Annotated in this window: 26 protein-coding genes; 18 read left to right on the top strand and 8 right to left on the bottom strand. The window is 70.5% G+C overall.

Going from position 1 to position 24,488, the window contains the following annotated elements:
* Positions 1-124 precede the first annotated feature (124 nt).
* Complete coding sequence (locus tag F0415_RS08760; RefSeq protein ID WP_149860834.1) at positions 125-1,612, bottom strand: AAA family ATPase; 1,488 nt, start codon at positions 1,610-1,612, stop codon at positions 125-127.
* 200 nt (positions 1,613-1,812) lie between these two features.
* On the opposite strand from F0415_RS08760, the gene F0415_RS08755 reads away from it, so the two are divergent.
* The 9 genes from F0415_RS08755 (at position 1,813) to F0415_RS08715 (ending at position 10,226) form a co-directional block, all read left to right on the top strand.
* The gene (locus tag F0415_RS08755) at positions 1,813-2,445 is read left to right on the top strand and encodes a ParA family protein (RefSeq protein WP_149860833.1); all 633 of its coding nucleotides are present in this window, start codon (positions 1,813-1,815) and stop codon (positions 2,443-2,445) included.
* A 9-nt stretch (positions 2,446-2,454) separates the two neighbouring features.
* On the top strand, positions 2,455-2,931 hold the full coding sequence (locus F0415_RS08750) for a SixA phosphatase family protein (protein WP_149860832.1): 477 nt from the start codon (positions 2,455-2,457) through the stop codon (positions 2,929-2,931).
* A 4-nt stretch (positions 2,932-2,935) separates the two neighbouring features.
* Complete coding sequence (locus F0415_RS08745; RefSeq protein WP_149860831.1) at positions 2,936-3,511, top strand: YceI family protein; 576 nt, start codon at positions 2,936-2,938, stop codon at positions 3,509-3,511.
* Complete coding sequence (locus tag F0415_RS08740) at positions 3,508-5,340, top strand: phospholipase D-like domain-containing protein (RefSeq protein WP_149860830.1); 1,833 nt, start codon at positions 3,508-3,510, stop codon at positions 5,338-5,340. The genes F0415_RS08745 and F0415_RS08740 overlap by 4 nt, the downstream gene beginning before the upstream one ends.
* A 91-nt stretch (positions 5,341-5,431) precedes the next feature.
* A complete protein-coding gene (locus F0415_RS08735; RefSeq protein ID WP_149860829.1) occupies positions 5,432-6,040 on the top strand; it encodes a YkvA family protein in 609 nt (202 codons plus the stop codon).
* Positions 6,030-6,476 (top strand): hotdog fold thioesterase, encoded by a 447-nt coding sequence (locus F0415_RS08730; RefSeq protein ID WP_425457841.1) that lies wholly within the window; start codon positions 6,030-6,032, stop codon positions 6,474-6,476. The genes F0415_RS08735 and F0415_RS08730 overlap by 11 nt, the downstream gene beginning before the upstream one ends.
* A gap of 7 nt (positions 6,477-6,483) precedes the next feature.
* Complete coding sequence (locus F0415_RS08725; RefSeq protein WP_149860827.1) at positions 6,484-7,239, top strand: lysophospholipid acyltransferase family protein; 756 nt, start codon at positions 6,484-6,486, stop codon at positions 7,237-7,239.
* 10 nt (positions 7,240-7,249) lie between these two features.
* Positions 7,250-8,281: a YheT family hydrolase gene (locus tag F0415_RS08720; RefSeq protein WP_149860826.1), complete on the top strand. Its 1,032-nt coding sequence runs from the start codon at positions 7,250-7,252 to the stop codon at positions 8,279-8,281.
* Between the two features lie 7 nt (positions 8,282-8,288).
* Complete coding sequence (locus F0415_RS08715; protein WP_149860825.1) at positions 8,289-10,226, top strand: tetratricopeptide repeat protein; 1,938 nt, start codon at positions 8,289-8,291, stop codon at positions 10,224-10,226.
* Between the two features lie 21 nt (positions 10,227-10,247).
* Here the strand turns inward: F0415_RS08715 and F0415_RS08710 are convergent, their stop codons facing one another.
* Positions 10,248-11,042 (bottom strand): undecaprenyl-diphosphate phosphatase, encoded by a 795-nt coding sequence (locus tag F0415_RS08710; protein WP_149860824.1) that lies wholly within the window; start codon positions 11,040-11,042, stop codon positions 10,248-10,250.
* Between the two features lie 427 nt (positions 11,043-11,469).
* On the opposite strand from F0415_RS08710, the gene F0415_RS08705 reads away from it, so the two are divergent.
* From F0415_RS08705 to F0415_RS08695, 3 genes are all read left to right on the top strand, one after another.
* Complete coding sequence (locus tag F0415_RS08705) at positions 11,470-11,853, top strand: hypothetical protein (protein ID WP_149860823.1); 384 nt, start codon at positions 11,470-11,472, stop codon at positions 11,851-11,853.
* 218 nt (positions 11,854-12,071) lie between these two features.
* Complete coding sequence (gene glnA / locus F0415_RS08700) at positions 12,072-13,481, top strand: type I glutamate--ammonia ligase (protein WP_149860822.1); 1,410 nt, start codon at positions 12,072-12,074, stop codon at positions 13,479-13,481.
* A gap of 88 nt (positions 13,482-13,569) precedes the next feature.
* Positions 13,570-14,046 (top strand): GNAT family N-acetyltransferase, encoded by a 477-nt coding sequence (locus F0415_RS08695; RefSeq protein ID WP_149860821.1) that lies wholly within the window; start codon positions 13,570-13,572, stop codon positions 14,044-14,046.
* On the opposite strand, the gene F0415_RS12865 is transcribed toward F0415_RS08695, so the two are convergent.
* A complete protein-coding gene (locus F0415_RS12865; RefSeq protein WP_425457840.1) occupies positions 14,018-14,533 on the bottom strand; it encodes a GNAT family N-acetyltransferase in 516 nt (171 codons plus the stop codon). The two genes, F0415_RS08695 and F0415_RS12865, sit on opposite strands and share 29 nt — an antisense overlap.
* Between F0415_RS12865 and F0415_RS08685 the strand changes: the two genes are divergently transcribed.
* Together F0415_RS08685 and F0415_RS08680 are read left to right on the top strand one after the other, a co-directional pair.
* Positions 14,532-14,825 (top strand): putative quinol monooxygenase, encoded by a 294-nt coding sequence (locus tag F0415_RS08685; RefSeq protein WP_149860819.1) that lies wholly within the window; start codon positions 14,532-14,534, stop codon positions 14,823-14,825. The two genes, F0415_RS12865 and F0415_RS08685, sit on opposite strands and share 2 nt — an antisense overlap.
* A gap of 141 nt (positions 14,826-14,966) precedes the next feature.
* Complete coding sequence (locus F0415_RS08680) at positions 14,967-16,028, top strand: two-component system sensor histidine kinase NtrB (RefSeq protein ID WP_149860818.1); 1,062 nt, start codon at positions 14,967-14,969, stop codon at positions 16,026-16,028.
* Between the two features lie 56 nt (positions 16,029-16,084).
* On the opposite strand, the gene F0415_RS08675 is transcribed toward F0415_RS08680, so the two are convergent.
* Entirely contained in the window at positions 16,085-16,795 is a 711-nt protein-coding gene (locus F0415_RS08675; RefSeq protein WP_149860817.1) for an RES family NAD+ phosphorylase, read from the bottom strand.
* Positions 16,755-17,129 carry an antitoxin Xre-like helix-turn-helix domain-containing protein gene (locus F0415_RS08670; RefSeq protein WP_149860816.1) on the bottom strand — a complete coding sequence of 125 codons (375 nt, stop codon included), beginning with the start codon at positions 17,127-17,129 and terminating at the stop codon, positions 16,755-16,757. Before F0415_RS08670 ends, F0415_RS08675 begins: the two co-directional genes overlap by 41 nt.
* Positions 17,130-17,457: 328 nt before the next feature.
* On the opposite strand from F0415_RS08670, the gene F0415_RS08665 reads away from it, so the two are divergent.
* The 3 genes from F0415_RS08665 to F0415_RS08655 all read left to right on the top strand — a co-directional run bounded on the left by F0415_RS08665 (position 17,458) and on the right by F0415_RS08655 (position 20,257).
* Positions 17,458-18,177, top strand: coding sequence for a hypothetical protein (locus F0415_RS08665; RefSeq protein WP_188310342.1), 720 nt, complete (start codon positions 17,458-17,460; stop codon positions 18,175-18,177).
* A 73-nt stretch (positions 18,178-18,250) separates the two neighbouring features.
* Positions 18,251-19,666, top strand: a complete 1,416-nt coding sequence (ntrC, locus tag F0415_RS08660) for a nitrogen regulation protein NR(I) (protein ID WP_149860814.1) — start codon at positions 18,251-18,253, stop codon at positions 19,664-19,666.
* A gap of 129 nt (positions 19,667-19,795) precedes the next feature.
* The gene (locus F0415_RS08655) at positions 19,796-20,257 is read left to right on the top strand and encodes a GNAT family N-acetyltransferase (RefSeq protein WP_149860813.1); all 462 of its coding nucleotides are present in this window, start codon (positions 19,796-19,798) and stop codon (positions 20,255-20,257) included.
* Between the two features lie 16 nt (positions 20,258-20,273).
* Here the strand turns inward: F0415_RS08655 and F0415_RS08650 are convergent, their stop codons facing one another.
* The 3 genes from F0415_RS08650 to F0415_RS08640 form a co-directional block, all read right to left on the bottom strand.
* Positions 20,274-21,308, bottom strand: coding sequence for a CDP-glycerol glycerophosphotransferase family protein (locus F0415_RS08650; protein ID WP_149860812.1), 1,035 nt, complete (start codon positions 21,306-21,308; stop codon positions 20,274-20,276).
* Positions 21,308-22,123, bottom strand: coding sequence for a glycosyltransferase family 2 protein (locus tag F0415_RS08645; RefSeq protein ID WP_149860811.1), 816 nt, complete (start codon positions 22,121-22,123; stop codon positions 21,308-21,310). The genes F0415_RS08650 and F0415_RS08645 overlap by 1 nt, the downstream gene beginning before the upstream one ends.
* A 102-nt stretch (positions 22,124-22,225) precedes the next feature.
* A complete protein-coding gene (locus F0415_RS08640) occupies positions 22,226-23,101 on the bottom strand; it encodes a hypothetical protein (protein WP_149860810.1) in 876 nt (291 codons plus the stop codon).
* 101 nt (positions 23,102-23,202) lie between these two features.
* Between F0415_RS08640 and F0415_RS08635 the strand changes: the two genes are divergently transcribed.
* On the top strand, positions 23,203-24,480 hold the full coding sequence (locus tag F0415_RS08635) for an acetyl-CoA C-acetyltransferase (RefSeq protein WP_149860809.1): 1,278 nt from the start codon (positions 23,203-23,205) through the stop codon (positions 24,478-24,480).
* Positions 24,481-24,488 lie beyond the last annotated feature (8 nt).

The following is a 24,488-nucleotide window of genomic DNA, read 5'->3' as shown; positions in this document are numbered from 1 at the left end:
GGTCAGATCAAAGGGTCAGATCAAAGGGTCAGATCAAAGGGTCAGATCAAAGGGTCAGATCAAAGGGTCAGATCAAAGGGTCAGATCAAAGGGTCAGATCAAAGGGTCAGATCAAAGGGTCAGATCAGTCGGCGGGGACGGTGCGGGGCAGGGCCCAGGCGCGCAGGGCCTGCACCTGCTCGGCCATCAGCACGCTGAGCGGGCGGGTGCCGCGGATTTCCTCCAGCAGCCGCGCCTCGTCCACCGGCACGCCGTCGGCGTGGGCGGCGTACAGGGCGCCGACGATGGCCTGCTCGATCTCGGCGCCGGAGAAGCCGTCCGCCGCCTCTGCCAGCGTGTCCAGCGAAAACTCCTCCCAGGCCACCTGCCGCTTCTGCAGGTGCAGGCGGAAGATCTCGGCGCGGGTGCCGTGGTCGGGCAGGTCGACGAAGAAGATCTCGTCGAAGCGGCCCTTGCGCAACAGCTCCGGCGGCAGGTCATGCACGGCGTTGGCCGTGGCCACCAGGAACACCTTCGACTTGCGCTCGGCCATCCAGGTCAGGAAATAGCCCAGCACCCGCCGCGAGACGCCGCCGTCCTCGCTGCTGCCGGACGCCGCCAGTCCTTTCTCCAGCTCGTCCATCCACAGCACGCAGGGCGCCAGCTGCTCGGCCGACGCCAGGGCCTCACGCAGGTTTTTCTCGGTCTCGCCGTGGTACTTGTTGTACAGCGTGCCGAAATCCAGGCGCACCAGCGGCACCTGCAACCCGCCGGCCACCGCCTTGGCCGCCAGCGACTTGCCGCAGCCCTGCACGCCCAGCAGCAGGATGCCCTTGGGCGGATCCAGGCCCGGTGGCAGCGCATCGGCGGTGAAGGCGGCGCGGCGCTGGCGCACCCAGGCCTTCAGCCGGTTCAGGCCGGCGACGTCGGCGAACTTCGCCGTGTCGTATTCGAAGTGCAGGTGGCCGCTGCGGTTGAGCAGCTCGAACTTCAGCTTGGCCAGCTCCGGCAGGTCGCCGGCGTGGATGGCGCCGTCGGCGAAGATCAGGTGCCGGGCCAGGCGTCGCGCTTCGGTCAGCGACAGGCCGCGCAGGTTGCGCACCATGGCCTCGAGCGCCTCCTGGTCCACTTCCACGCGTTTGCCGCCATGTTCGCGCATGTACACGGCGGCTTCGTCCCGTACCAGCTTCAGCAGTGCCTTCTCGTCCGGCAGGCGCAGGGAGAACCGCACCGCGTGATGTTCCAGGTCCGGTGGAAGCTCGATCCTGGTGCCCACCATCACCACCGTATGCTCCTGGCAGCCGCGGCGCAGGACGATCTCGCGCAGCAGGCGCTGGGTGGTGGCGTAGCCGAGGTAGGGGTGGAAATCCAGCAGCAGGCAGATGCTGCGCTGGGGCAGGCCGCGGATGGCATGCAGGGTGGCGGTGGCGTCCGGCGGCGCCAAGGCTTCGTCTTCGCCGTCCAGGTCCACCCGGCGCAGGCCCTCGGTGATCGCCCAGCGGTACAGCGGCCGCCAAACGTTCATCAGCAGATGGCGGAACAGGTCCACCACCCGGCCCTCATCCGGCGTCTCGATCACCACCAGGGCGGTGTTGGCCCGCACCAGGGCGGTCAGGTCCTGCAGTTCGCTCATCAAGATTTCCCCGCGAAAGCGGCAAAGGATATGCCAATCCTCGCCACCCTCGCCGCGGGGTCGGAGTCCGGCGCCCGACGCCGGGACCGGGGTTGGGGGCCTTGGCCCGATCGTGTCCGGTCTCGGCGGTCAGGCCCGGTGTCTTTCGCGGGGCGCTGGCGGTGGTAGGCTGGCGGCTCATCCCATCGCGGAGGCCCGGCATGCGCACGATCCTGGTCGCCAGTTCGAAGGGCGGCGCCGGCAAGAGCACCGTCGCCACCAACCTGGCCGCCTACTACGCGGTCGAAGGCAAGGCCACCGCCCTCCTGGACGCGGACCGGCAGAAGTCCTCCACCCACTGGTGCGAAAAGCGGGCCGGCCTGGCCAGCGCCGTGCTGCCCCTGGACGGCTGCCGCCGCAGCTGGCAGAAGCACCTGCCCGGCGGCATGGACATGCTGGTCGCAGACGCGCCCGCCGGCGCCATGGCCGATGAGCTGGACGCCCTGCTGGCCATCGCCGACGCCGTCGTCGTGCCGGTGCTGCCCTCGATCATGGATCTCGAGGCCACGGTGCCCTTCCTGAATTCCCTGGCCGGCCACGCCCGGGTGCGCAAGGGCAAGCTGCCGGTCGGCATCGTCGCCAACCGGCTCAAGCCCTGGACCAGCAACAGCCAGCAGGCGGTGGCCCAGCTGGAAACCTGGCCCTACCCGCTGGTGGCCCGCCTGCGCGACACCCAGGCCTACGTGCTGATGGCCGCCCTGGGACGTTCCCTGTTCGATTACCACTCCGAGCAGATCCGTGCCCACCAGGATGACTGGGCGCCGCTGCTGAAGTGGCTGCGCAAGGTGCCCTGAGCTCCGCCGATGCGCGAACTGATCCTGCTGCGCCACGCCCACGCCGAACCGGCCGCTCCCGGTCAGGATGATCTGGACCGTCCGCTGTCCCTGCAGGGACAGGCCGAGGCCGAAGCGGCCGGCCGCTGGCTGTCTGACCATGGCTTCCTGCCCGACCGGGTGCTGTGCTCCCCGGCCCGGCGCACCCGTGAGACCTGCGAGGCGGTACTCGAGCTGCTGGGTTACGCCGAGCTGCGCCAGGAACCGCGCATCTACGACGCCACTCCCGGCCGCCTCATCCAGGTGGCCGACGAGCATCGCGAACTCGGGCGGATCCTGTTGATCGGTCACAACCCCGGCCTGGAGCAGGTGGTCGCCCTGCTCTGCTCCGGCCGCTCGGGCGGATTCCGCGGCATGCCCGCCGGGGCGGTGGCGGTGCTGTCCTTGCCCGAGGACCTGGCCATGGAGCCCGGCATCGCCCGGCTGGCGGCGTTCTGGTCGCCCTGAGCCGATGAAGGGCGCGCTTCGGGCCTGGTGCCTGGCCGTGACCCTGGGCGGCGGCGCGGCGCTCGCCGGCCCGCCCCGGCTGGCCGCCCTGGACCCGGAGGCCTCCGAGGCCCGCATCCTGGTGGAGATGCGCCTGGCCGGCGAGGTGCGCGGCCGTTTCGAGCGCATCGAGGGCGAGCTGGTGGCGCTGCCCGACGGGCGCTGGCAGGTGCGGGTCCGGCTGGATGCCCGCCGGCTGGTGCTGGACGGTCCGGACTGGCGGGTGCGCATGACCCGTTCCGAGAAGTTCCTGGACGTCGAGAACCATCCCGACATCCGCTTCACCTCTTCGCCCTTCGACGGCGCGCTGCTGGGCACCGGCGGCCGCCTGGACGGCGCCTTGCGCCTGCGCGGCCGGGAACGGCCGGTCAGCTTCGCCCTCGACCCCGCCGCCTGCCCGGCGCCGGGCCCGGGCTGCACCCTTCATGTTTCAGGGCAGATCAGCCGGCGAGAATTCGGCATGGAGGCCTACCGGCTCTGGGTCCAGGACGGGGTGGCCTTCGACTTCCTGGTCCATTTGCGCGAACCTGACACGCCATGACCCCCCGGTTGCTGCTGGCGCTGTGCGCCCTGCTGGCCCTGGCCGGCTGCACCACGCTGGAACCGCGCATCGCCCGCCAGGCCGCGGAGATCGCCGAGGCCGGGCGCCTTGCCGCGCCCGACTGCGTGGCCGAGGCCTGCGCGCCGGCGCGATCACCCTTGCTGGAGCTGGCCCAGGCCGCGGTGGCCGAGTCCACGCCGGAGGCGCCGCGGCACCAGGTCACCCTGCTGGACTACGGCCAGGACGCCCTGCTCGCCCGCGTGCACCTGATCCGCGCCGCCCGCGAGCGCGTCGAGCTGCAAAGCTTCATCTTCGACAGCGACGATGCCGGCCTGCTGGTGCTGGAGGAACTGCTGGCGGCGGCCCGGCGCGGGGTGAAGGTGCGGGTGCTGCTGGACCAGCTGTACGGCCTGCCCGACCCCGGCCTGCAGGCGGCCCTGGCCGGCGCCCACCGCAACTTCGAGCTGCGCCTGTACAACCCCACCTTCAACGAAGCCCAGACCCAGAAGCTGCAGTTCGCCGCCGGCATCCTCTGCTGCTTCCGCAGTTTCAACCGGCGCATGCACACCAAGCTGCTGCTGGTGGACGGCGTGGTCGGCATCACCGGCGGCCGCAACATCCAGGACCGTTACTTCGACTGGGGAGAGAGTTACAACTACCGCGACCGCGACATCCTGGTGGCCGGGCCGGTGGCGCGGGAGATGGGCGAGAACTTCGAGGCCTTCTGGCGGCACCCGCTGAGCGTGCCGGCCGAGGGCCTGCGCGACGTGGCCGAGCGCCTGGTCGAGCGCGGCGAAGTGTTGCGGCACCGGCATCTGGACCCGGCGCGCGTGCGTTCGCCGCGGGTGCAGGCCATGGCCGAGGTCGCCGGCGACGGGCAGCGGGTCTGGGAACGTCTGTCGCCTTTCACCCTGCCGGTGGGGCCGGTGGAGTTCTACGCCGACCTGCCGGACAAGCATGCCGGCGATCCGGCTCCCGGGGACGACGCCTCCCTGGCCATGCGCGAGCTGGTGGCCGGCGTGCGCGAGGAACTGGTGCTGCAGACCCCCTACCTGGTGTTCTCGCGCCCGGCAAAGAAGCTGTTCAAGACCCTGCAGAAGCGCGAGGACCCGCCGGTGGTCTGGGTTTCCACCAACTCGCTGGCCGCGACCGACGCCTTTCCGGTATACGCGATGAGCCACAAGTACAAGCGCTTCTACCTGCGCGAGCTGCGCTTCCGCATCTTCGAGTACAAGCCATATCCGGAGGACGCGCCGATCCAGGTGGCCGCCACCGGCGCACTGGGCCCGGAACATACCCTGCTGCCGATCTTCGGCTCGGGATCGGCCGGGTCGGCCTCGGGCCCGGTGCCGCTGAAACGCGCCGGCGTGCGGGTGGGCCTGCACTCGAAATCGCTGGTCGTGGACAACGAAGTCGGCGTGGTCGGCAGCCACAACTTCGATCCGCGTTCGGACCATCTCAACACCGAATCCATGGTGGTGGTGCACGACCCGCAGTTCGCCGCCGCCCTGCACGCCAGCATCCGCCGGGACATGAGCCCGGCCAATGCCTGGCTGATCGCCGCACACCGCAAGTCGCCGATCCTGCCCGGACTGGTCTACAGCCTGGGCAAGATCAGCGAGAAGCTCCCGATCTTCGACATCTGGCCCTTTCCCTACGCCACCAGCTACGAGCTCAAACCGGGCTGCAACCCGATGCCGCCCGGCGACCCCCGCTTTCACGATTGCCACGAGGACGTGGGGGCCTTCCCCGAGGTGGACATTCCGCTCAAGACCATCTACACCCGCATCCTGACCGCCTTCGGCGCCGGCCTGGTGCCTATCCTCTGAGGGTTTTCCGGCCTCCGGGCGGTCTCGATTGACGCGCCCGGCGGCCCGGCCTAGGCTGCTGGGCTCCGAACCGACCTGCCGGACCCCGCCGATGCCCCTTTCGATCCAGTTCGAACTCTCCGACCGCGACCTCGAGCATTTCAACCAGGCCATGAAGGCCGCCCGGGAAGCCGCCGGCAGCAAGAGCGCCGACGAGATCATCGCTGCCGCCACCAGGCTGCTCGAAGGCGCGACCAAGGTGGAGGTGCCGGACTTCATCGCCCAGCGGCTGGACCGCCTGGACGCCATGATCGCCATGCTGCGCGACGAGGCCTGGCACCTGCCCGAGGAAGACGCCCAGCGGGTGCTTTCGGCCCTGGTCTATTTCGCCGAACCGGCCGACATCGTGCCCGACCATGTGCCGGTGCTCGGCTACTTCGACGACGCGATCGCCATCGAGCTGTCGGTGCGCGAGCTGCACCACGAGTTGGACGCCTACGACGAGTTCTGCGAGTTCCGCCAGAACGAGGCGGATCGGCGCGGCCTGGATCCCGCCAAGGTCGGTCGCGCCGACTGGCTGGAGGCCCGCCGCGACGAACTGATCGACCGCATGCACCGCCGCCGCAACCGCGAGCTGGGCAGCGGCTACGGCGATGCTTCTGGCTACCAGCGCAAGGGCTATACCACGGCCTACCGGCCGGGCATGTTCCGTGTCCGCTGAGGCCGCCCCCGGCGGCCCCTTCCGCAAACGCCCGGGCCTGCCGGCCTTGAACGCCTTCCTGGCCGGCTGCGCGCCCGGCCATCTGGGCATCGTGTTGACCGAACACGGCGAGGACTTCCTGCGCGGCACCATGCCAGTGGACGCACGCACGCGACAGCCCTTCGGCCTGCTGCATGGCGGTGCCTCGGTGCTGCTGGCCGAAACCCTGGCCAGCATGGCCGGCTGGTTGTGCCTGGATGAGGACTCGGGCGAGCAGCTGGTCGGCCTGGAGATCAATGCCAACCACCTGCGCGCGGTCACCGGCGGCATCGTCACCGGCACCGCCCGGCCGGTGCATGTCGGCCGCAGCACCCAGGTCTGGGAAGTGCGCATCGAGGACGAGCGCGGCAAGCCGGTCTGCCTGTCGCGCATGACCGGCGCCGTGGTGCGCCGCTGAGGCCGGCATGGCCCGGGTGCTGCGCTACCTGCTGCGGGCTCCGCTGCTGCTGCTGCACCTGCTGGTGTCGCTGCCGGTGGTGCTGGCGCTGATCAACCCGCTCAGCGCCCGCTTCGAGCCCGGCGGCGAGCGGCTGGACCACCGCGCCATCCGCTGGTGGTCGGCTGTGCTGATGCGCATCTTCGGTTTCCGCGTGCGCCGCTACGGCACGCCGCTGCCGGGGGCGGTGCTGTTCGTGGCCAATCACGTCAGCTGGATAGACATCGAGCTGATGCACAGCCAGCGGATGATGGGCTTCGTGGCCAAGGCCGAGATTTCGCGCTGGCCGCTGGTCGGCTGGCTGGCCAGCCGCGGCGGCACGATCTACCACCATCGCGGCAGCAACGATTCCCTGCACGGCGTGATGCACCAGATGGTCGAACGGCTGCGCCAGGGCCTGGCCGTGGGCGTGTTTCCCGAGGGACGCACCACCCGCGGCGACGCGATCGGGGTTTTCCACGCCCGCATCTTCCAGCCGGCGGTGGTGGCCGGGGTGCCGGCGCAACCGGTGGCGTTGAAGTACGGGCTGCGCGGCAACGCCCAGACCATCGTCGCCTTCGGCGAAAACGAAAGCTTTTTCGCCAACTTCCTTCGCCTGCTCGGCGAGCCGCCGCGCGTGGCGGAGGTGCATTTCCTGGAACCGGTGGCCGCCAGCGAGGATGGCCGCCGGCGCATGGCCGACACCTGCCGCGCGCGTATCGTCGCGGCCATGGAAACGCATTGAGGCCGGGCCGATGAAGCCGGTGGACTACCGCCCGCCGCGCTGGCTGCGCAATCCGCATCTGCAGTCGGTGCTCGGCTCGCTGCCACCGCGCCGCCTGCTGGGTGCGCGGGCGTTGCGCCGGCTCGGCGCCAGTCATGCCGAACACGTGCTGGACCTGGCCGACGGCACCCGCCTGCTGGGTTTCCACAACAGCCTGCCCGGCCGCGAGCCGCGCGGCCTGGTGCTGCTGTTGCACGGCTGGGAGGGCAGCGCCGATTCCAGCTACATGCGCCACAGTACGGCGGAGCTGCTGCGGCGTGGCTTCGACGTGTTCCGGCTGAACTTCCGCGACCACGGCGACACCCATCACCTCAACGAGGAGCTGTTCCATTCCTGCCGCCTGTCCGACGTGGTGCAGGCGGCCGGCGAGGTGGCGCGGCGTTTCCCGCAGCGGCCCCTGCTGGCGGCCGGTTACTCGCTGGGCGGCAATTTTGCCCTGCGCCTGGCCCTGGCCGCGCCGGAGGCCGGCGTACCGCTGGCGCACGCGGTGGCGGTCTGCCCGGCCCTGGACCCGGCCCGGATCCTGCATGCCCTGGAGACCGGCCTGCCCATCTACCACTGGTACTTCATGCGCAAGTGGCGGCGTTCGCTGCGGCGCAAGCGTGCCCTGTTCCCGCACCGGCACGACTTCGGCGATGAGGTGCTCGGCCTGGACATGCGCCGGCTGACCCACTGGATGGTGCAGCGGCATACCGACATGGCCGGCATAGACGAATACTTCGACGGCTACAACATCGCCGGCGATCGCCTGGCCCGGCTGCAGGTGCCGGTGAACGTGCTGGCGGCGGCCGACGATCCGGTGATTCCCTTCGAGGGCTTCCCGGCCCTGCGCCTGCCGGCGCATTCCCGGCTGGAATACGCCGAGCTGGGCGGCCACTGCGGTTTCCTCGAGGGCCTGTCGCTTAACGGCTACGCCGAACGCTGGGTGGCCGACCGGCTGGAGGCCGCCGTCGCGGCCGCCCCGGCCGGCCGCGCTACAATGCCCGCTTCTTTTTCCGCCTGAGCCCTTCATGTCCACCGAGATCACCGACGCGCTGCGGCGCGGCGATACCGAGAAAGCACTGGCCGCCGCCCGGCGCCTGGTCAAGGCCGAGCCGGACAATGCCGAAGCCCAGTACCTGCTCGGTCTGGCGCTGCAGCGGGCAGGCGATGTCCGGGGTGCCCTTGCGGCTTTTGGTCGTGCCACCGATCTGGCCCCGGACAAGCCGGCCTATGCCTTCGCGGTGGCATCCCTGGCCATGGCCATGGGCAATCTGGACTCGGCCGAGAAGTACGCCAGGCTGGCCAGCGGCCTGGATCCCAACTTCCTGCCCGCCTACGCCCTGGCCGGTCAGGCCGCCCTGATGCGGCGCGACCGCGGCGAGGCCGAAAACCAGCTCAAGCTGGCCCAGCGCGTCAACCCCAACCACCCGCTCAGCCTGTTGTTGGAGGGTCATCTGGCCCGTTTCGACGGCGACGAGGAGCGGGCCATGCGCCTGTTCATGGCCGTGGTCAAGGCCGATGGCAGTCTGTCGGCGGCGCACCTGGCGCTGGGCCTGGGCTTCCTGCGCAGCGGGCAGCTGGCGTTCGCCCAGCAGGCGCTTGGCAACGCACGGGCGCTGGCGCCGACCAATCTCACGGTCAACCAGGCCCTGCTGGAAGCCTTGCGCCGGCAGGGCAAGCTCGACGAGGCGCTGGCATTGGTGGACGAGCTGTTGACCGCCACGCGCGGCGATCCTGCCCTGGTTCGCCTGCGCGCCGAACTCCTGATCGGCCTGGGCCGCGCCGGCGATGCCTACGAGACCCTGGCACCGCTGCTGGTAAAGCAGCCCGACCATCCTCAGATCTTGCCGATGGCGCTGGAAACCCTTCGTCTGGACGGACGCGCGCACGAAGGGCTGCCGTTGATGGAAGCGGCGTTGGCCAAGTCGCCGCGAGAAGACAGCCTGTGGATGCTGCGTGGAGCCCTGGCCGGCAGCATCGGCGAGAACCCGAGGACCGTGCTGGATCGCTGGGTACAGACGGTGCCCGACAGCCCCGGTGCCTGGGAGCAGATGGCCGGTTACCTGGAGGCCACCGGTCAGCCCGCGGCGGCGGCGGAGGCGGCGCAGCGCGCGCTGGCGCTGAAGCCGGACCTGCCAGGAGCCGGCCTGGTGCTGGTCAGGATCCGCTACCTGACCGACCCGGAGGCGGCGCTGCAGGCGCTGGAATCGGTGCGCGTACCGGCGGGCCAACCGCATAGCCTGCGCAACGTCATGGGGTGGCGAGCGCTCCTCCTGGACCGGCTCGGACGTCACGACGAGGCGGCGGCAACGATTCGGGAACTGGCTGACCATCCGCTGCCGGAAGAGCGGCCCTTGCCGCCGCTGGCGCCCGCCGAAGCGCAGGCCCGAGCCGGCGCCGGAACCGTGTTGGTGGCCCTGCCGGGCTTGCGGGTGGACCCGCTGGCCGCGTCCCTGCGCGAATCCCTGGCCGAACGGCTCAAGTCCGGGCCGGAGGCTTTGGCCGAGGCCGGCGACGACCGCGGCGTGGCTTGGGTTTCGCACGCCGACGCGCGGCTGCTGCGAGGCCTGCAGGGTGTGCGCTGGCTGGTCTTGCTCACCGATCCGCGCGACGCCTTGCTGAACTGGATGGTGTTCGGCAGCGCCCAGGGCTTCGGCCTGGGCGGCGACACCCGGGCGGCCGCGCAATGGCTGCACGACTCGCTGCAGGCCCTGTTGGCGCTCTCCAACCAAGAGCGGGAACGGGTGTACTGGCTGCGCCGTGATGGCGATCTGGCTGAAGCCGCGGTGGAAGCCGGCCGCGTTCTCGGGGTGGAACTCGATGCGGCAGTGCTGGAAGCCCCGTCCGCCTCTTCCGGCGTCCGGCCTTTCCCCGCCGGTCACTGGCGCCACTACCGACAGGCCTTTGCCGAGGAATTTGCCGTACTGGCGCCGGTGGCCCAGGCCCTGGGCTACCCGGCCGAGTAGGGCCGCACCGCGCCGGCGGCCTCAGCCGCCGGCCGGCAATCCCAGCAGCAGCGCCGTGCCCAGGCCGATGCGGTACCAGGCGAAGGGCGTGAAGCGGTGCGTGCCGATGTAGCGCAGCAACCAGCGCACGGCGGCGAAGCCGGCCACCGTGGCGGCGATTAAGGCCACCGCCAGGCCGGCCCAGTCCTCGTCGCCGGCATGGCCGTCCAGCAGCGTTTCCATGGCCGCGTAGCCGGTGGCCGCGAACATGGTGGGAATGCCCACCAGGAACACGAATTCGGCCGCCGCCGGCTTGCGGTTCATGCCCAGCAGCATGGCCATGAAAATGGCCGCCGCCGAACGCGAGGTGCCGGGAAACACGCCGGCCACCACCTGCGCCAGGCCCACCGCCACCGCGATCTTCCAGGTGACGGTGTCGCTGGGCGGGCCGCGCTCGCTCCAGCGTTCCGCCAGCAGCATCCAGACGCCACCGAGCACCAGGGCCCAGGCCACCGGTGTCACCGTCTCCGGCAGCTGCCAGCCCAGCAGCCGCACCGGCAGGCCGACCACGGCCGTCACCAGGAAGGCCAGGGCGATCTTCAGCAGGTAATCGCGCGGCCCGGCCAGCCGCCACTGCGTCGCCAGCTCCCACAGCCGCTGCCGGTACACCAGGCTGATGGCGAGGATGGCGCCGGACTGGATGGCGATGTTGAACAGGTCGCTGCGCGGCCCCAGCCAGTGCTGGGCGATCAGCAGGTGGCCGGTGCTCGAGATCGGCAGGAACTCGGTCAGGCCTTCGAGGATGCCCAACAGGAGGTCGGCAAGGAGGGAGTTCACATGAGGTCGCGGTGATCAGGACCGGCGAAGGATAAACCTTGCCGGAAGCGGAAGGGGTTTCTCCAATGCACCTTCAACGGCAAGAGCCCACCAAAACGTGGCGAGCCGGGAGGCAGCTCGCAGATGAAGGCGGGCTTGCAATGGCCACCCACCGTGCGCCATGCGAACAGCCTGATCGCGAGCGCAGGTGGTGTTCGGGCATTGCTGCCGCACATCAGGGAGGGCGGTTCACCACGATGATCGTCCGCTCCATCGGCTTCCCGGGCATCCACGGCGGCGCTTGTGGTCACTCCAAGGCCGAGGTGGCCCGGATCGCAGGGGGATATCGTCAGTTCCCATGGCCCAGGCACGCGCGACAGGCCATCTTCCGCTGCTCAAATGATGGGGACCATGGGATCTACGCGGAAACCCGCGAGAAGACGGGGCGATGAACGCCATCGTGCATTCAGCGCCATGTGGCTCCGGCGTTCGCGGCAGCTTGCGACCGGATCGTCAACAAGGTTGCCATCGCCGCAGGTTGCGGCGGAGTTCCGTCGTCCGCCCCGTGATTCCCGCAGCCAGGGCGGTGACAACCCAGCGGGGAGGGCTTCATGACCAGCAAGAACGCCAGCAAGTCCGCCAGGAAGAGCACTGGCAAGGCCTTCACTGCCGAAGAGCAGGCCGCGATGAAGGAGCGCGCCCGCGAGCTCAAGGCCGAGGCCAGGCCCGGCTCGACGAGGGCGCCATGTGGCCCACCAGCTTCGGCCTGGTGGCGCTGGGCAAGGCCGAGCAGGAACGCATCCGCGCCCTGCTGCGAAAGGCGCTGGGCTGAGCTCCGCCGGGGCGGGCGGCCCGGTCCCGGGTGCCACATCACCGGAGAGACTGCACCAACATGGTGCGTGTGCCGCCAAGCGCCGCCCCATGGTGGTGCCGACCATCCGGCACCGCTCTCAGGAACAAAGGCATATCAAAGGCTTACGAGGCCGCCAGAGCTGGCACGCCCCTTGCACCTGACGGGGCAGCCCTACCCACTCTCCGGAGCCATCCGCCATGCCCTACGCGCACATCGAGAAACTCATCAAGGACCACGCCATCGAGTTCGTGGACCTGCGCTTCGCCGACATCCGCGGCGTGCAGCACCACGTCACCTTCCCGGTGAGCATCGTCGAACCGGCCCTGTTCGAGGACGGCAAGATGTTCGACGGCAGCTCGATCTCGGGCTGGAAGGGCATCAACGAGTCCGACATGGTGCTGCTGCCGGACCCGGACACCGCCTGGGTGGATCCCTTCACCGCCGACCCGACGCTGATCCTGACCTGCGACGTGCTCGACCCGGCCACCATGCAGGGCTACAGCCGCTGCCCGCGCGGCGTCGCCAAGCGCGCCGAGGCCTACCTCAAGGCCAGTGGCATCGCCGATCAGGCCTTCTTCGGACCCGAGCCCGAGTTCTTCATCTTCGATTCCGTGCGCTGGGCCAACGAAATGGGCCACACCTTCTTCGAGATCGAGTCCGAGGAAGCGCACTGGAACAGCAGGAAGAAGTACGAGGGCGGCAACACCGGCTACCGGCCGGGCGTGAAGGGCGGCTACTTCCCGGTGGCCCCGACCGATTCGCTGCACGACATCCGCGCCGAGATGTGCAAGGTGCTGGCCGCCGCCGGCATCGAGGTCGAAGTGCACCACCACGAGGTGGCCAATGCCGGCCAGTGCGAGATCGGCACCAAGTTCAACTCGCTGGTGAAGAAGGCCGACGAGCTGCTGACCCTGAAGTACATCGTCAAGAACGTCGCCCATCGCAACGGCAAGACCGCCACCTTCATGCCCAAGCCCCTGGTCGGCGACAACGGCAGCGGCATGCACGTGCACCAGAGCCTGGCCAAGGGCGGGCAGAACCTGTTCAGCGGCGACGGCTACGGCGGCCTGAGCCAGCTGGCGCTGTGGTACATCGGCGGCATCTTCAAGCATGCCCGCGCCATCAACGCCTTCGCCAACTCGACCACCAACAGCTACAAGCGCCTGGTGCCGGGCTTCGAGGCGCCGGTGATGCTGGCCTACTCGGCCCGTAACCGCTCGGCGTCGTGCCGCATCCCCTACGTGTCCAATCCGAAGGCGCGCCGCATCGAGATGCGCTTCCCGGACCCGATGCAGTCGGGCTACCTCACCTTCACCGCCCTGATGATGGCTGGCCTGGACGGCATCAAGAACAAGATCGATCCGGGCGCACCCAGCGACAAGGACCTGTACGACCTGCCGCCGGAGGAGGAGAAGAACATCCCGACCGTCTGCCACAGCCTCGACCAGGCCCTGGAAGCCCTGGACAAGGACCGCGAGTTCCTCAAGGCCGGCGGCGTGATGAGCGACGACTTCATTGACGGCTACATCGCCCTGAAGATGCAGGAAGTGACCAAGTTCCGCGCCGCCACGCACCCGCTGGAGTACCAGCTGTACTACGGCATCTGAGCCTGGCCCGGCACGGGAAGGAGGACGAACGGCCCGGGCTCGCTTCGGGCCGTTCGCGTTCTGGCCATTCAGGGCACCGCCAACCGCCATGCGCATCGAACAAGACGATCTCAGTCGCCCGGAAATCCACGCCCTGCTGGCCGAACACCTGCAGGAAATGCGCGCCAACTCGCCGCCCTGCAGCGTGCACGCGCTCGACCTGGACCGCCTGCGGCAACCGGGCATCAGCGTCTGGTCCGCCTGGCAAGGCAAGCTGCTGCTGGGCATCGGCGCCCTGAGGGAGCTCGACCCGTCCCACGGCGAGATCAAGTCAATGCGCACCCCGGCGCGCCTGCGCCGGCGCGGCGCCGGCCGGGCCCCGCTGGCGCACCTGCTGGCGCACCTGCTGGCGGTGGCGCGCGAACGCGGCTACCGGCGGCTGAGCCTGGAAACCGGCGCGGCCCCGCTCTTCCTGCCGGCGCAACGCCTGTACGAAAGCGTCGGCTTCGTGCCCTGCCCGCCTTTCGGCGATTACCGCGAGGATCCGCACAGCGTGTTCATGAGCCTGGACCTTTCCGCAGACTGAGGATGCGGGCTGCGCGCACAGGCGGAAGACCCGCGGCAGCGTCGCCAGACCCGCTCCGGCAGACAGGGTGCAGCCCAGGCAGCGTCGGGAGAACCCTGTGAGATGCCTCGTTCCGCGGGTCCGTGCTCGCGATGACGTCGGACAGGCCCAGCTGCCTCGCATAGCCGAGCAGCCCGGTCGCCGCTTCCGTGGCGAAGCCCTTGCCCCAGCAATCCCGGCGAAGCGCGCACTTGATCTCGGGCTCGGCTTGCCCTGCGGGGTGAACCAAACCGCAGAAGCCAACGACGGTGCCGGAGCTGCGTTCGACGAGGGCGAGCATGCCGTAGCCGCGGCTGGCGTAGTTTCTCCGCGTGACCTCGACCCAGTACTCACAGCCGGGGCGATCCAGAGGCTCACCGCCGGCGCCATGACCTTGCCGGGCCCGCTGATCCGCCGCCACCGCCGTGTTAGCTTCCCGCCCGCCCCCAACATGGAGCCAACGCCGCATGTACGGACTGATCGGAAAGATGAAGGCCGCCCCCGGCCAGCGCGACGCCCTGATCGCCATCCTGCTCGCGGGCACCGACGGCATGCCCGGCTGCCGCAGCTACGTGGTGGCCGAAGACCCGACCGATCCGGACGCCATCTGGATCACCGAGGTCTGGGAAAGCCAGCAACACCATCTGAACTCGCTGAACCTGCCCGCGGTGCAGGCCGCCATCGCCAAGGCGCGGCCGATCATCGCCGGCTTCGGCGAACGTTTCGAAACCCGGCCCGTGGGCGGCCACGGCATCGCCTGAGCCTGTTCCGGCACCGCCCCGGCGGGGCGTCGGCGCGTCGCCCGAGGGGCATCCGCCGGCGTCCGGCTTGCGCGCAAGAAGCGAGCGCTTGCCTTCCCGACGGCGCGGCCCGGGGCCGCGGCTTTGCACTATCCTGCCGCCATGCCGGACCGCCCCGACCCGCCTGCGCTCGACACCCTGAGCACGCCCGTCGCCTGGGCCGATGCCGAGGGGCGGCTGCTGGGCTGCAACCCGGCCTTCGCCAGCTGGCTGGGGGTCAGCGCCCGCCGCCTGCAGGGCCTGGCCGTCACCGAGCTGGACGCCGAAGGCGGCCGCCTGGCCGACCTGCTGGTGCGCCTGCCCGACACCGGCGAGGCGGTGCGGGTGCGGCGCGCGCGCCTGGCCATGCCCGGCGGCGGCGAACGTTTCGCCGAGCTGCTGTTGGCACGCGACGAACACGGCGGCCTGCGCCTTGAGGCGCATCCTTCCGAGGAGTTCCCCGGCGAAGACCCCGCCACTGCCCTGCCCGCCGCCCTGCACGCCGCGCTCAAGGGTCTGGCGCACGAGGTACGCAATCCGCTGGCCGGCCTCAAGGGCGCGGCGCAGTTGCTGGCGCGCCGGGTCGAGAACGGCGACGCACGCCAGCTCGTGGAGCTGATCGGCAGCGAAGCGGACCGCCTGGCGGCCCTGGTCGAGCGCCTGCTGCACCCCACCCCGCCCCGCCCCTTCGCGCCGACCAACATCCACGCCGTGCTCGAGCGCGTGCGCCAGCTGGCGGAAACCGAGGCCGGCTGGTCGGTGAAGCTGAGCCGCGATTTCGACCCCTCGCTGCCGGACATCCGCGGCGACGCCGACCGCCTGGTGCAGGCCGTGTGGAACCTGGTGCGCAATGCCCTGGAATCCGGCGCCTCCAACGTCAGCCTGCGCACCCGCGCCGAGCACCACATCGTCATCGGCGAAAACGTGCACCGCCTGGCGGTGAGGGTGGAAGTGGCCGACGACGGCCGCGGCGTGCCCGAGGACCTGGCCGAGCGCATCTTCCTGCCGCTGGTCACCGGCCGCGCCGAAGGTACCGGCCTGGGCCTTCCGCTGGCGCAGCAGATCGCCCGCGAACACGGCGGCTCGCTGGGCTACCGCTCGCGGCCGGGGCACACGGTGTTCACCCTGCTGCTGCCGGTGCCGCCGGCCGGAGACGAAGGGGCGGCCGGAGGCGGGGCGGGCTGAGCGCGCCGGGCCGTTGCCGCCGGCGAGCGCGCGGAACCCTCGGGCGCGCGGAACCCTCAGCTTCCGAAGCGATACTGCAGGCGCTGCTTCTCGCGCAGCCAGACCACCTGCTGGCGCTGCACGCTCAGCCACCAGGTCTGGGTGCTGCCGATGGGCCGGCGCTCGGCGAAGCCGGCCGGATCGAGCAGGGCGGTGCAGGTGCCCTGGCCGGGATCGCGCACCGAGCGGTAGCGCAGCGCGCCGATGCCGGCCTCGCGGGCCAGGCGCGCCAGGGCCTGGGTGGCGCTGTAGTCGTCGGGTGCCATCCACAGCGCGCGGTCCTGGTCGAGCGGAGCGCGGCGCAGGTCGAGCATGCGCGCCTTCAGGCTCACCTTGAAGGCGGTGTGGGCGACCGAATCAATGCGCTCCAACGCCGGCGAATCGCGCAGGAAGCGCCAGCGCCAGTAGCCGATCTCGGCGCAGGCGGTAGGCAGGCGGTCGGCGCCGTAGAACACGCCCGGCTCGCCCGGGCCGCGGAAGCGCGAGCCGCTGGGCAGGGGCGGGTAGCGGAAGGGCGTGGCCAGCAGGTAGTGCAGGCCGCGGGCGGCGGCGGGCAGGGGCGGCTTGGCGCGCTCGAGCAGCTGTTCCAGCAGGTCCTGCTCGGCGGCGTCGTCCACCAGGGCCATGGTGGCGACCACGTGCTGCGCCTCCACCACGCGCCAGGCCTGGCCGCGCCAGGCACGCGCCTCAGAGGCGAGCGCGGTGGGCGTCCAGGTAATCGAGGACATGCACCAGGCCCTGGGCGCTGAGGATGAGCTCGCGGGGGCGGCCGTTCAGGCCCAGATTCTCCCCCGCCAGCCAGGCGCGGGCGGCATCGCCGCTGCCGACGATGGAATGCAGGGAGCGGAACAGCCGCACCAGCAGCAGCGCCAGCTCGCCGGCCTTGCTGTCCGGCTCCAGCCGGTAATCGCCCCGGTACAGCCGGGTCACCGTGGCCGGGCTCAGCCCCAGGATCCGCGCCAGGCTGGCCCGCGGCAGCTCCAGCTGGTCGGCGGCGCGGGTGACGGCCTTGGCCAGGACCTGGGCGGGGTCGGGGGTGGAGTGGGGGGTGGGGTGGGGCATGGGGGCTCCTTTCTGGTGAAAGTCTAGCCATCATAGATTCCACAAGCAAGGAAGGGTGGCGGGGTGGTTCAGATGGCCGAACCCACGGTACGCGCCTGTCAGCCCACCGTTGCCCACAGCCAAGGGGACTGCTGGCTGGATACGCAGGAGTCCGGCTCGAGGCGGGATCGTGCAGAATCCACCGCCTGTCATGGGCGACGCTTGGCCGAGGGGAGGGGAGAAATTGCGGAAGGGGCTGGTTATCGGTGTCGGCGCAGCACTCATCTGCGCAGCGGCACTGTTCTACGTAACGCAGCGAAGCGGGCAGGCATCGCGTCCGCAGGCGCGGGTGGCTGATGCTGAGGTGATCGAGCCGGAAACCGCCGCCCCGCTGCCACCGGAAGACGGGAAGGAGATCGTGGAGGCAGACCACCCCACGCGCGCTGCCGACGGCCCCGGTGTACCCCGTACCTCCACCCTGCTGAATGTGATCGGCGAGACCTACAACTACCGCCCGGGCGACGAGAACGACTACGCCAGGAGCCCGGAAGACGCCGCCTGGTTGCACCGCCATGGCTACATGGACACTTTCTCCCACTCGTACCTGGTCCGAGCTGACGTGGAGGAACTGCGCGCGGCGGCCGACCAGGACCTGCGCATTCAGGTGATGGCGGCGCTGCGCATGGCGATGTCGGGCCGCTACGGCAACGAGCCCATCCTGATGCTGCAGGACGCCGCCGCGCGCGGCTCCGTGTACGCACTGGAAGTGCTGGGTGATGTGTACTTCACTGCGCCCGCCTACCGGAATCCGGCCTTGGGCGCGGCCTACTACGACCTCGTCATCCGCCGCGGTGACTGGGCCGTCGCTTTCAAGAAGCGCGCGCAGGTCGGCAACCTGGCTGCCGACCGGCTGTTTCTGGCAGATCTGTACGCGGAAGCGGCTTGGCAGGAAATCGTGGCACTGCGCCAGCGCCTGGGCCTGCTGCCCTTTGCGGCCCCGGAACCGCGTCCGGGCCTGCACGAGGGGCTGCGGGTGGCGCAGGAGCTGATGGCCGGCCAGGGCGGCTGAGCACGGCCCTCATCGGCATGCTTTGCACCGAAATGGTGCAGAATCCGTCCACCCTCACCCCAGGACGGCCCCCATGCCCACCCCCACCCGCATCTGGGTCATAGACGACGACCGCAGCGTCCGCTTCGTGCTGGCCGAGGCCCTGCGCGAGGCCGGGCACCTGGTGCAGGGCTTCGAGGGGGCGCGGCAGGCACTGGCGGCCCTGGCCGAGGAGGCCCCGCCGGACCTGGTCTTCACCGACGTGCGCATGCCGGAAATGGACGGCATCGCCCTGCTCGAGGTCCTGAAGGCCCGCCGGCCCGGGCTGCCGGTTATCGTCATGTCGGCCTATACCGACGTGGCCAGCACCGCCTCGGCCTTCCGCGGCGGCGCGCACGAGTTCCTCTCCAAGCCCTTCGACCTGGACGAGGCCGTGGCCCTGGCCGCCCGCGCCCTGCCGGCCGGCCGCGGCGGTGGCCCGGGCGCGGCCGACGCCCCGGCCCCGGAAACCCCGGCCGATACGCCCCTCGCCGCCGACGCCCTGGTGGGCGAAACCCCGGCCATGCGCGAGCTGTTCCGCGCCATCGGCCGGGTGGCGCAGACGCCGCTGAACGTGCTGATCACCGGCGAAACCGGCACCGGCAAGGAGCTGGTGGCCCGTGCCCTGCACCGGGAATCGCCGCGGGCGCACAAGCCCTTCGTCGCCCTCAACACCGCCGCCATTCCGGCCGAGCTACTGGAAAGCGAGCTGTTCGGCCACGAGGCCGGCGCCTTCACCGGCGCCCAGAAGCGGCACACCGGCCGCTTCGAACAGGCCGACGGCGGCACCCTGTTCCTGGACGAGATCGGCGACATGCCGGCCGGCCTGCAGACCCGCCTGCTGCGCGTGCTGGCCGAGGGCGAGTTCTTCCGCGTCGGCGGCCGCGAGCTGATCCGGGTGGACGTGCGCGTCATCGCCGCCACCCATCAGGACCTGGAGGCCAAGGTGCGCGACGGCAGCTTCCGCGCCGACCTGCTGCACCGCCTGGACGTGGTGCGCCTGCGCCTGCCGCCGCTGCGCGAGCGCAAGGCCGACATTCCCGCCCTGGCCGCCCGCTTCCTGGCCCAGGCCGCGGCCCGCCTGGGCAGCCCGGCCAAGCGCCTGAACGCCGAGGCCCTCAAGCGCCTGCAGCAGCACGACTGGCCCGGCAACGTGCGCGAACTGGAAAACCTGTGCTGGCGCCTCGCCGCCCTGGCCCCGGGCGAGAGCATCGGCCCCCGCGACCTGGCCGGCAGCCTGCGCCCCGCCGCCGCCGCCAGCGCCGACTGGACCCGCCACCTCGCCCAGGCCGTGCGCGATGCCCTGGCCCGCGGCGAAACCGGCCTATACCCCGCCTACCGGGAAACGTTTGACCAGGTGCTGCTGGAGGCTGCGTTGGAGCATACGAACGGGCATCGGCAGCGGGCGGCGGGGGTGTTGGGGGTGGGAAGGAACACAGTGACCCGGAAGCTGGGTCGCGGAACAGGCTAGCAATCGACCACAGCGCCAATGCCGAGCGCAACTGCCAGCGACGCGCGACTTGCAACCAGAGCGCAATCGATTCTTGAAGCAGTGCCTGACGCGCGTTCCATCGGGCGCGCAATTGATGCCGGGTGATCCATGTTTAGATGCCGTCCCGCAAGTTCGACCGAATCAGCGCTACTGGCCGATTGGGCCCAGGCCATGGCCTGGGAAACCGAGCAAAAGCGCCTCGACCCCGCCGCCGTAGAAGCCGGCGTCCGCGGCATCTTCGAAAACCCCACCCGCGGCGCCTACTTCATCGCCGAGCGCGACGGTCAGCCGGTCGGCACGCTGATGCTCACCTACGAGTGGAGCGACTGGCGCAATGGCGACTGGTGGTGGATCCAGAGCGTCTACGTCCCGCCGGAGCATCGGCGCCAGGGCGTGTTCCGGGCGCTCTACCGCCATGTGTGGGAGCTGGCCAAAGCGATGCCCGGCGTCTGCGGGCTGCGCCTGTACGTGGAGCGCCACAACGAAGGCGCCCAGCGCACCTATGAATCCCTGGGCATGGTGGACGCCGGTTACCGCATGTACGAAGCCGCCCTGCCGCGCGGGCGCTGATCGCCGCGCCGCGCCTTCACCACCGTGCCGGCCCCCAGTAGCCGATCCGGCGGCGGATCTTGAACTTGCGCCACAGGTTCGCCGGCTTGGGCCGGCGGTTGCGGCCGCCGGCGGCGACGAAGGCGTCTATCGCCTCCAGCACCCGCTCGCTGGAACGGCCGTCGCGGTAAGGGTGGATGGAGTCGGCGTACTCGCGGATGGCCCGCATCAGCACCGGCGGCCGCGACAGCGCCTGCTCGATGGCCGGCTCGAACTGGGCCGGGTCGGCGATGTCTATCAGCTGCGGCCCCGGCCGCCGGTTGCGGAAGGTCACGACCGGCTTGCCGGTCAGCAGGAACTCGTTTAGCGCGGACGAGGTGTCCGAGCACATCATGTCCACCTGCGGGAACAGCTCCAGGATGTTGTCGTTGTCGGCGAAGCGCAGGTGCTCGTTCTGCAGGGCGATGAACTTCTCGCGGGTGGCCCGGTTCATCTTCGGGTGGAAGCTGACGATCCAGCGCCAGCGCCCGTCGCGGGAAAGCCGCTTCACTTCCCCGTACAGCGTCTCGGCGGCACTCCAGGAGGGCGAGAAAGTCGAGTGGTAAAGGATCACCGGCCGCTCGCGCACCGGCGGCAGCGGCCCGGCGATCTCGCGCATGAAGGGGTCGAGCTTGGGCCAGCCGGTTTCCGCCACCGAAAAATGCCCCAGCCTGTCGGCCAGGACCTGGAACCTGGCGGTGTCGCCCGGGCCGGTCGTGCAGTAAAGGTCGAAGAAGCCGCGGATGTAGATGTGCCGCGGCTTGCCGGCGTCGAAACCGTGGAAGGTTTCCACCTTCACGCCGGGAAAGAAATGCGGCACGGCGTTGCTGGAGGTGATCACCGCCAGTGGCCGCCATTGCCGAACGTCCTGCACCGTCAGCAGGCGCTCGTCCGGGCGCAGATCCTCGGCGCCGGGGCCGTCGAAGAACCAGGCGGCCTCGCCACCGCGGGCGCGGATCGCCTCCTGCAGCGGCCGCAGGATCGCCAGGGCGTAACGTTCCGACCCGTACAGCAGGTATCGCTTGCCGCTCATCAGCGGTCCACTCCGTGGCGCTTCAGGACCCGGGCTGCCTGCGCGACCGAGTCGGGGTTGGCCTTCATCTCGTAGTAGCGCAGGCGCTTGTACAGCGCGTAGCTGGCCGCGGTGTGCGAGATGACGAAGCCGCGCCAGCCGTCCAGGCAGCCCAGGCGCAGCAGGTAGTCCTTGAGGAAGGCGGCCGGGTATACCAGCGGCGCCTGCCACATGCGCGCCGGCTTGCCCTTGTCCAGCCAGTCGCGGCACTTCAGTTCGGCGTAGCGCAGCACCTTGAGCTGCTTGTGCGCCAGGGTCGGGTTGTTGACGTGCTCGAACGGGGCGCGGAACTCGGCGGCGCGGCCTTCGTAGCGCAGCGATTCATGCACGCGGGCCTCGGTCCAGCGGGCGCGGCCGCGGTGGTAGAGCCGGGCCAGGCGCTCGCCGACGGCCGGGCGGTACCAGCGCATCGGCTTGCCCATGTAGAGCGTGCGCCGGCGAAGGATGGCGGCGGGCGCGTCGCCGGCCATCAGGGCGGGCAGGCCTTCCTGCAGTTCCTTCGCCAGTTCTGGCGAGAGGTATTCGTCGGCATCCAGCACCAGGATCCAGTCGTGGCTGGCCTGGGTGCTGGCGAAGTTGCGCTGCGGGCCGAAGCCCAGCCAGGCCTGTTCGACCACGCGGGCGCCGTGGGCGCGCGCCACCGCCACCGTGTCGTCGTCGCTGAGGCTGTCCACCACCAGTTTCTCGGCCGCGAAGGGCACGCTGTCCAGGCAGCGCCCGATGCAGTCGGCCTCGTTGTGGGTGATGACCGCCAGGGTGAGGGGGAGCGCTGCCATGACCGGCGATTCTAGCCGAGGGCGGGGGAAACCCAGGGATGCGGGCGGGCGCGGGCCGGCCTGGATGCGCGCCGCCGGACCTCGGCGTCCAGGGGCGTGCGCTCAGGCGCGCAGGATCTCGCGTGGGTCGCGCCCCGCCGGGCAGTGGTCGAAGGTGACCGGGATGCCATGCGCTTCCAGCACCGCCGCCAGTTGCCGCTGCCGGCGCTGGAAGTGCTCGTAGCTGCGGCCCAGGGCGGCGGCGTCCAGGCCGGTGGGGGCAAAGCCGCCTTCCGACCAGGCGTCGATGTCCAGCAGGGCCATGCGCGCCTCGCCGCCGGCCAGGCGCAGCAGGGGTTCGGGCGGGGCGTCCAGCCAGACCTCGCGTTCGGGGGTGAACAGCGCCGTTTCCAGCAGCGGCCACAGCGGTGCCAGGCCGGCGTGTTCGTACTGCAGGGCGGTCATGGCGGCCAGGTCGTCCAGGGTCATCAGGCGGGCGTGCTCGATTTTGGCGGCAAAGCCGTCCTGGGCCGCCAGGGCCGTTTCCGCGCCGGCCATGCCGGTGTCCAGCAGGGTTTGTTCGAGGCGTTCGGCCACCGGCGCCAGCGCGTCGGCCGGGCCGCGCAGCAGGAAGGGCAGCAGGCGCAGCGGGCCGCCAGCGTAGTCGGGGTTGGGCCTGAGCGGGCCGGGCAAGCCCTCGGCACCGGTGCCGAAGCCGATCACCCGGCCGCCGGCGGCGCCGGGCGCGCGTGCCACCAGGCGTTCCAGCTCGCCGTGCAGCGGGTAGCCGGGGCGCAGCAGTTCCACCGGATCGAACAGCGCCGCCACCAGGCCCAGGTCGAGCGCGGCGGCGCCGGGGGCGATGTCGCCTAGGTCGCGTGCCACCAGCGCGGCCAGCCGACCGGCGGCCTCGGCAGGCAGGGCCTCGCGGCCGGCGCGGGTGCCCGGCGTCAGTTCCAGGGCGAGCGCGCCGAGGCAGCAGATCACGGAATCGGCCATGAGCATACGGTGGCGTCGGGTTATGATCGCGATTCTAACCGTGGCGCCCGTCGCCCGGGCCTTTCCGTCGCATTCCAGTCGAGCCCCAAGGAGTGAGCCAGATGCCGTCCGCCCGTCGTGTCGCCGTTCTCGGCGGCGTTCGCATTCCCTTCTGCCGCAACAACACCGCCTACCACGACGTCGGCAACCTGGGCATGTCCATCAAGGCACTGGGCGCGCTGGTGGAGAAGTTCGGGCTGCACGGCGAGACCCTGGGCGAAGTGGCCATGGGCGCGGTGCTCAAGCACAGCAGCGACTGGAACATCGGCCGCGAGGCGGCGCTCAGCTCGGGCCTGTCGCCGCAGACGCCGGGCATCACCATGCAACGCGCCTGCGGCACCTCGCTGGACACCGTCATCCACGTCGCCAACAAGATCGCCCTGGGCCAGATCGAGGCCGGCATCGGCGGCGGCAGCGACACCACCTCCGACGTGCCGATCGCGGTGAACAAGCGCCTGCGCCGGCGCCTGCTCGACGCCAACATGGCCAGGACCTTCGGGCAGCGGCTGCGTGCCTTCAAGGGCTTTTCCTTCTCCGAGCTCAAGCCGGAATTCCCCGGCGTGGGCGAGCCGCGCACCGGCAAATCCATGGGCGAGCACTGCGAGATGATGGCCAGGGAGTGGAAGATCAGCCGCGAGGCCCAGGACCAGTTGGCCTACGAATCGCACAGCAAGGCGGCGCTGGCCTATGAGCGCGGCTTCTATCAGGACCTGGTGGTGCCCTTTCGCGGCGTCGAGCGCGACAACATCCTGCGCCCCGACACCACTCCGGAGAAACTGGCGACGCTGAAGCCGGCTTTCGACAAGACTTCCGGCCAGGGCACGCTGACCGCCGGCAATTCCACCCCGCTCACCGACGGCGCCTCGGCGGCGCTGCTGGCCAGCGAGGAATGGGCGGCAGCGCATGGCCGGGAGGTGCAGGCCTGGTTCGTGGACGCGCAGGTGGCGGCGGTGGACTTCGTGCACGGCGAGGGCCTGCTGATGGCGCCGTGCTGGGCGGTGGCGCAGCTGCTCCAGCGCAACGGGCTGAAGCTGCAGGACTTCGATTTCTACGAGATCCACGAGGCCTTCGCCGCACAGGTGCTGTGCACGCTCAAGGCCTGGGAGGATCCGGTGTTCTGCAAGGAGAAGCTGGGCCTGGAGGCGCCGCTGGGCAGCATCGACCGCTCGAAGCTCAACGTGGTCGGCAGCTCCCTGGCCCTCGGCCACCCCTTCGCCGCCACTGGCGCCCGCATTGTCGCCACCGCCGCCAAGCTGCTGAAGGAGAAGGGCAGCGGCCGCGCCCTCATCAGCATCTGCACCGCCGGCGGCATGGGCGTCGCCGCCATCCTCGAACGCTGACCCCATCC

Source organism: Arenimonas fontis (genome assembly GCF_008386465.1).
GTDB classification, from domain to species: Bacteria; Pseudomonadota; Gammaproteobacteria; order Xanthomonadales; family Xanthomonadaceae; genus Arenimonas; species Arenimonas fontis.
The sequence above is the reverse complement of the archived record's forward strand: the minus strand, read 5'-3'. Positions and strand labels throughout refer to the sequence as shown.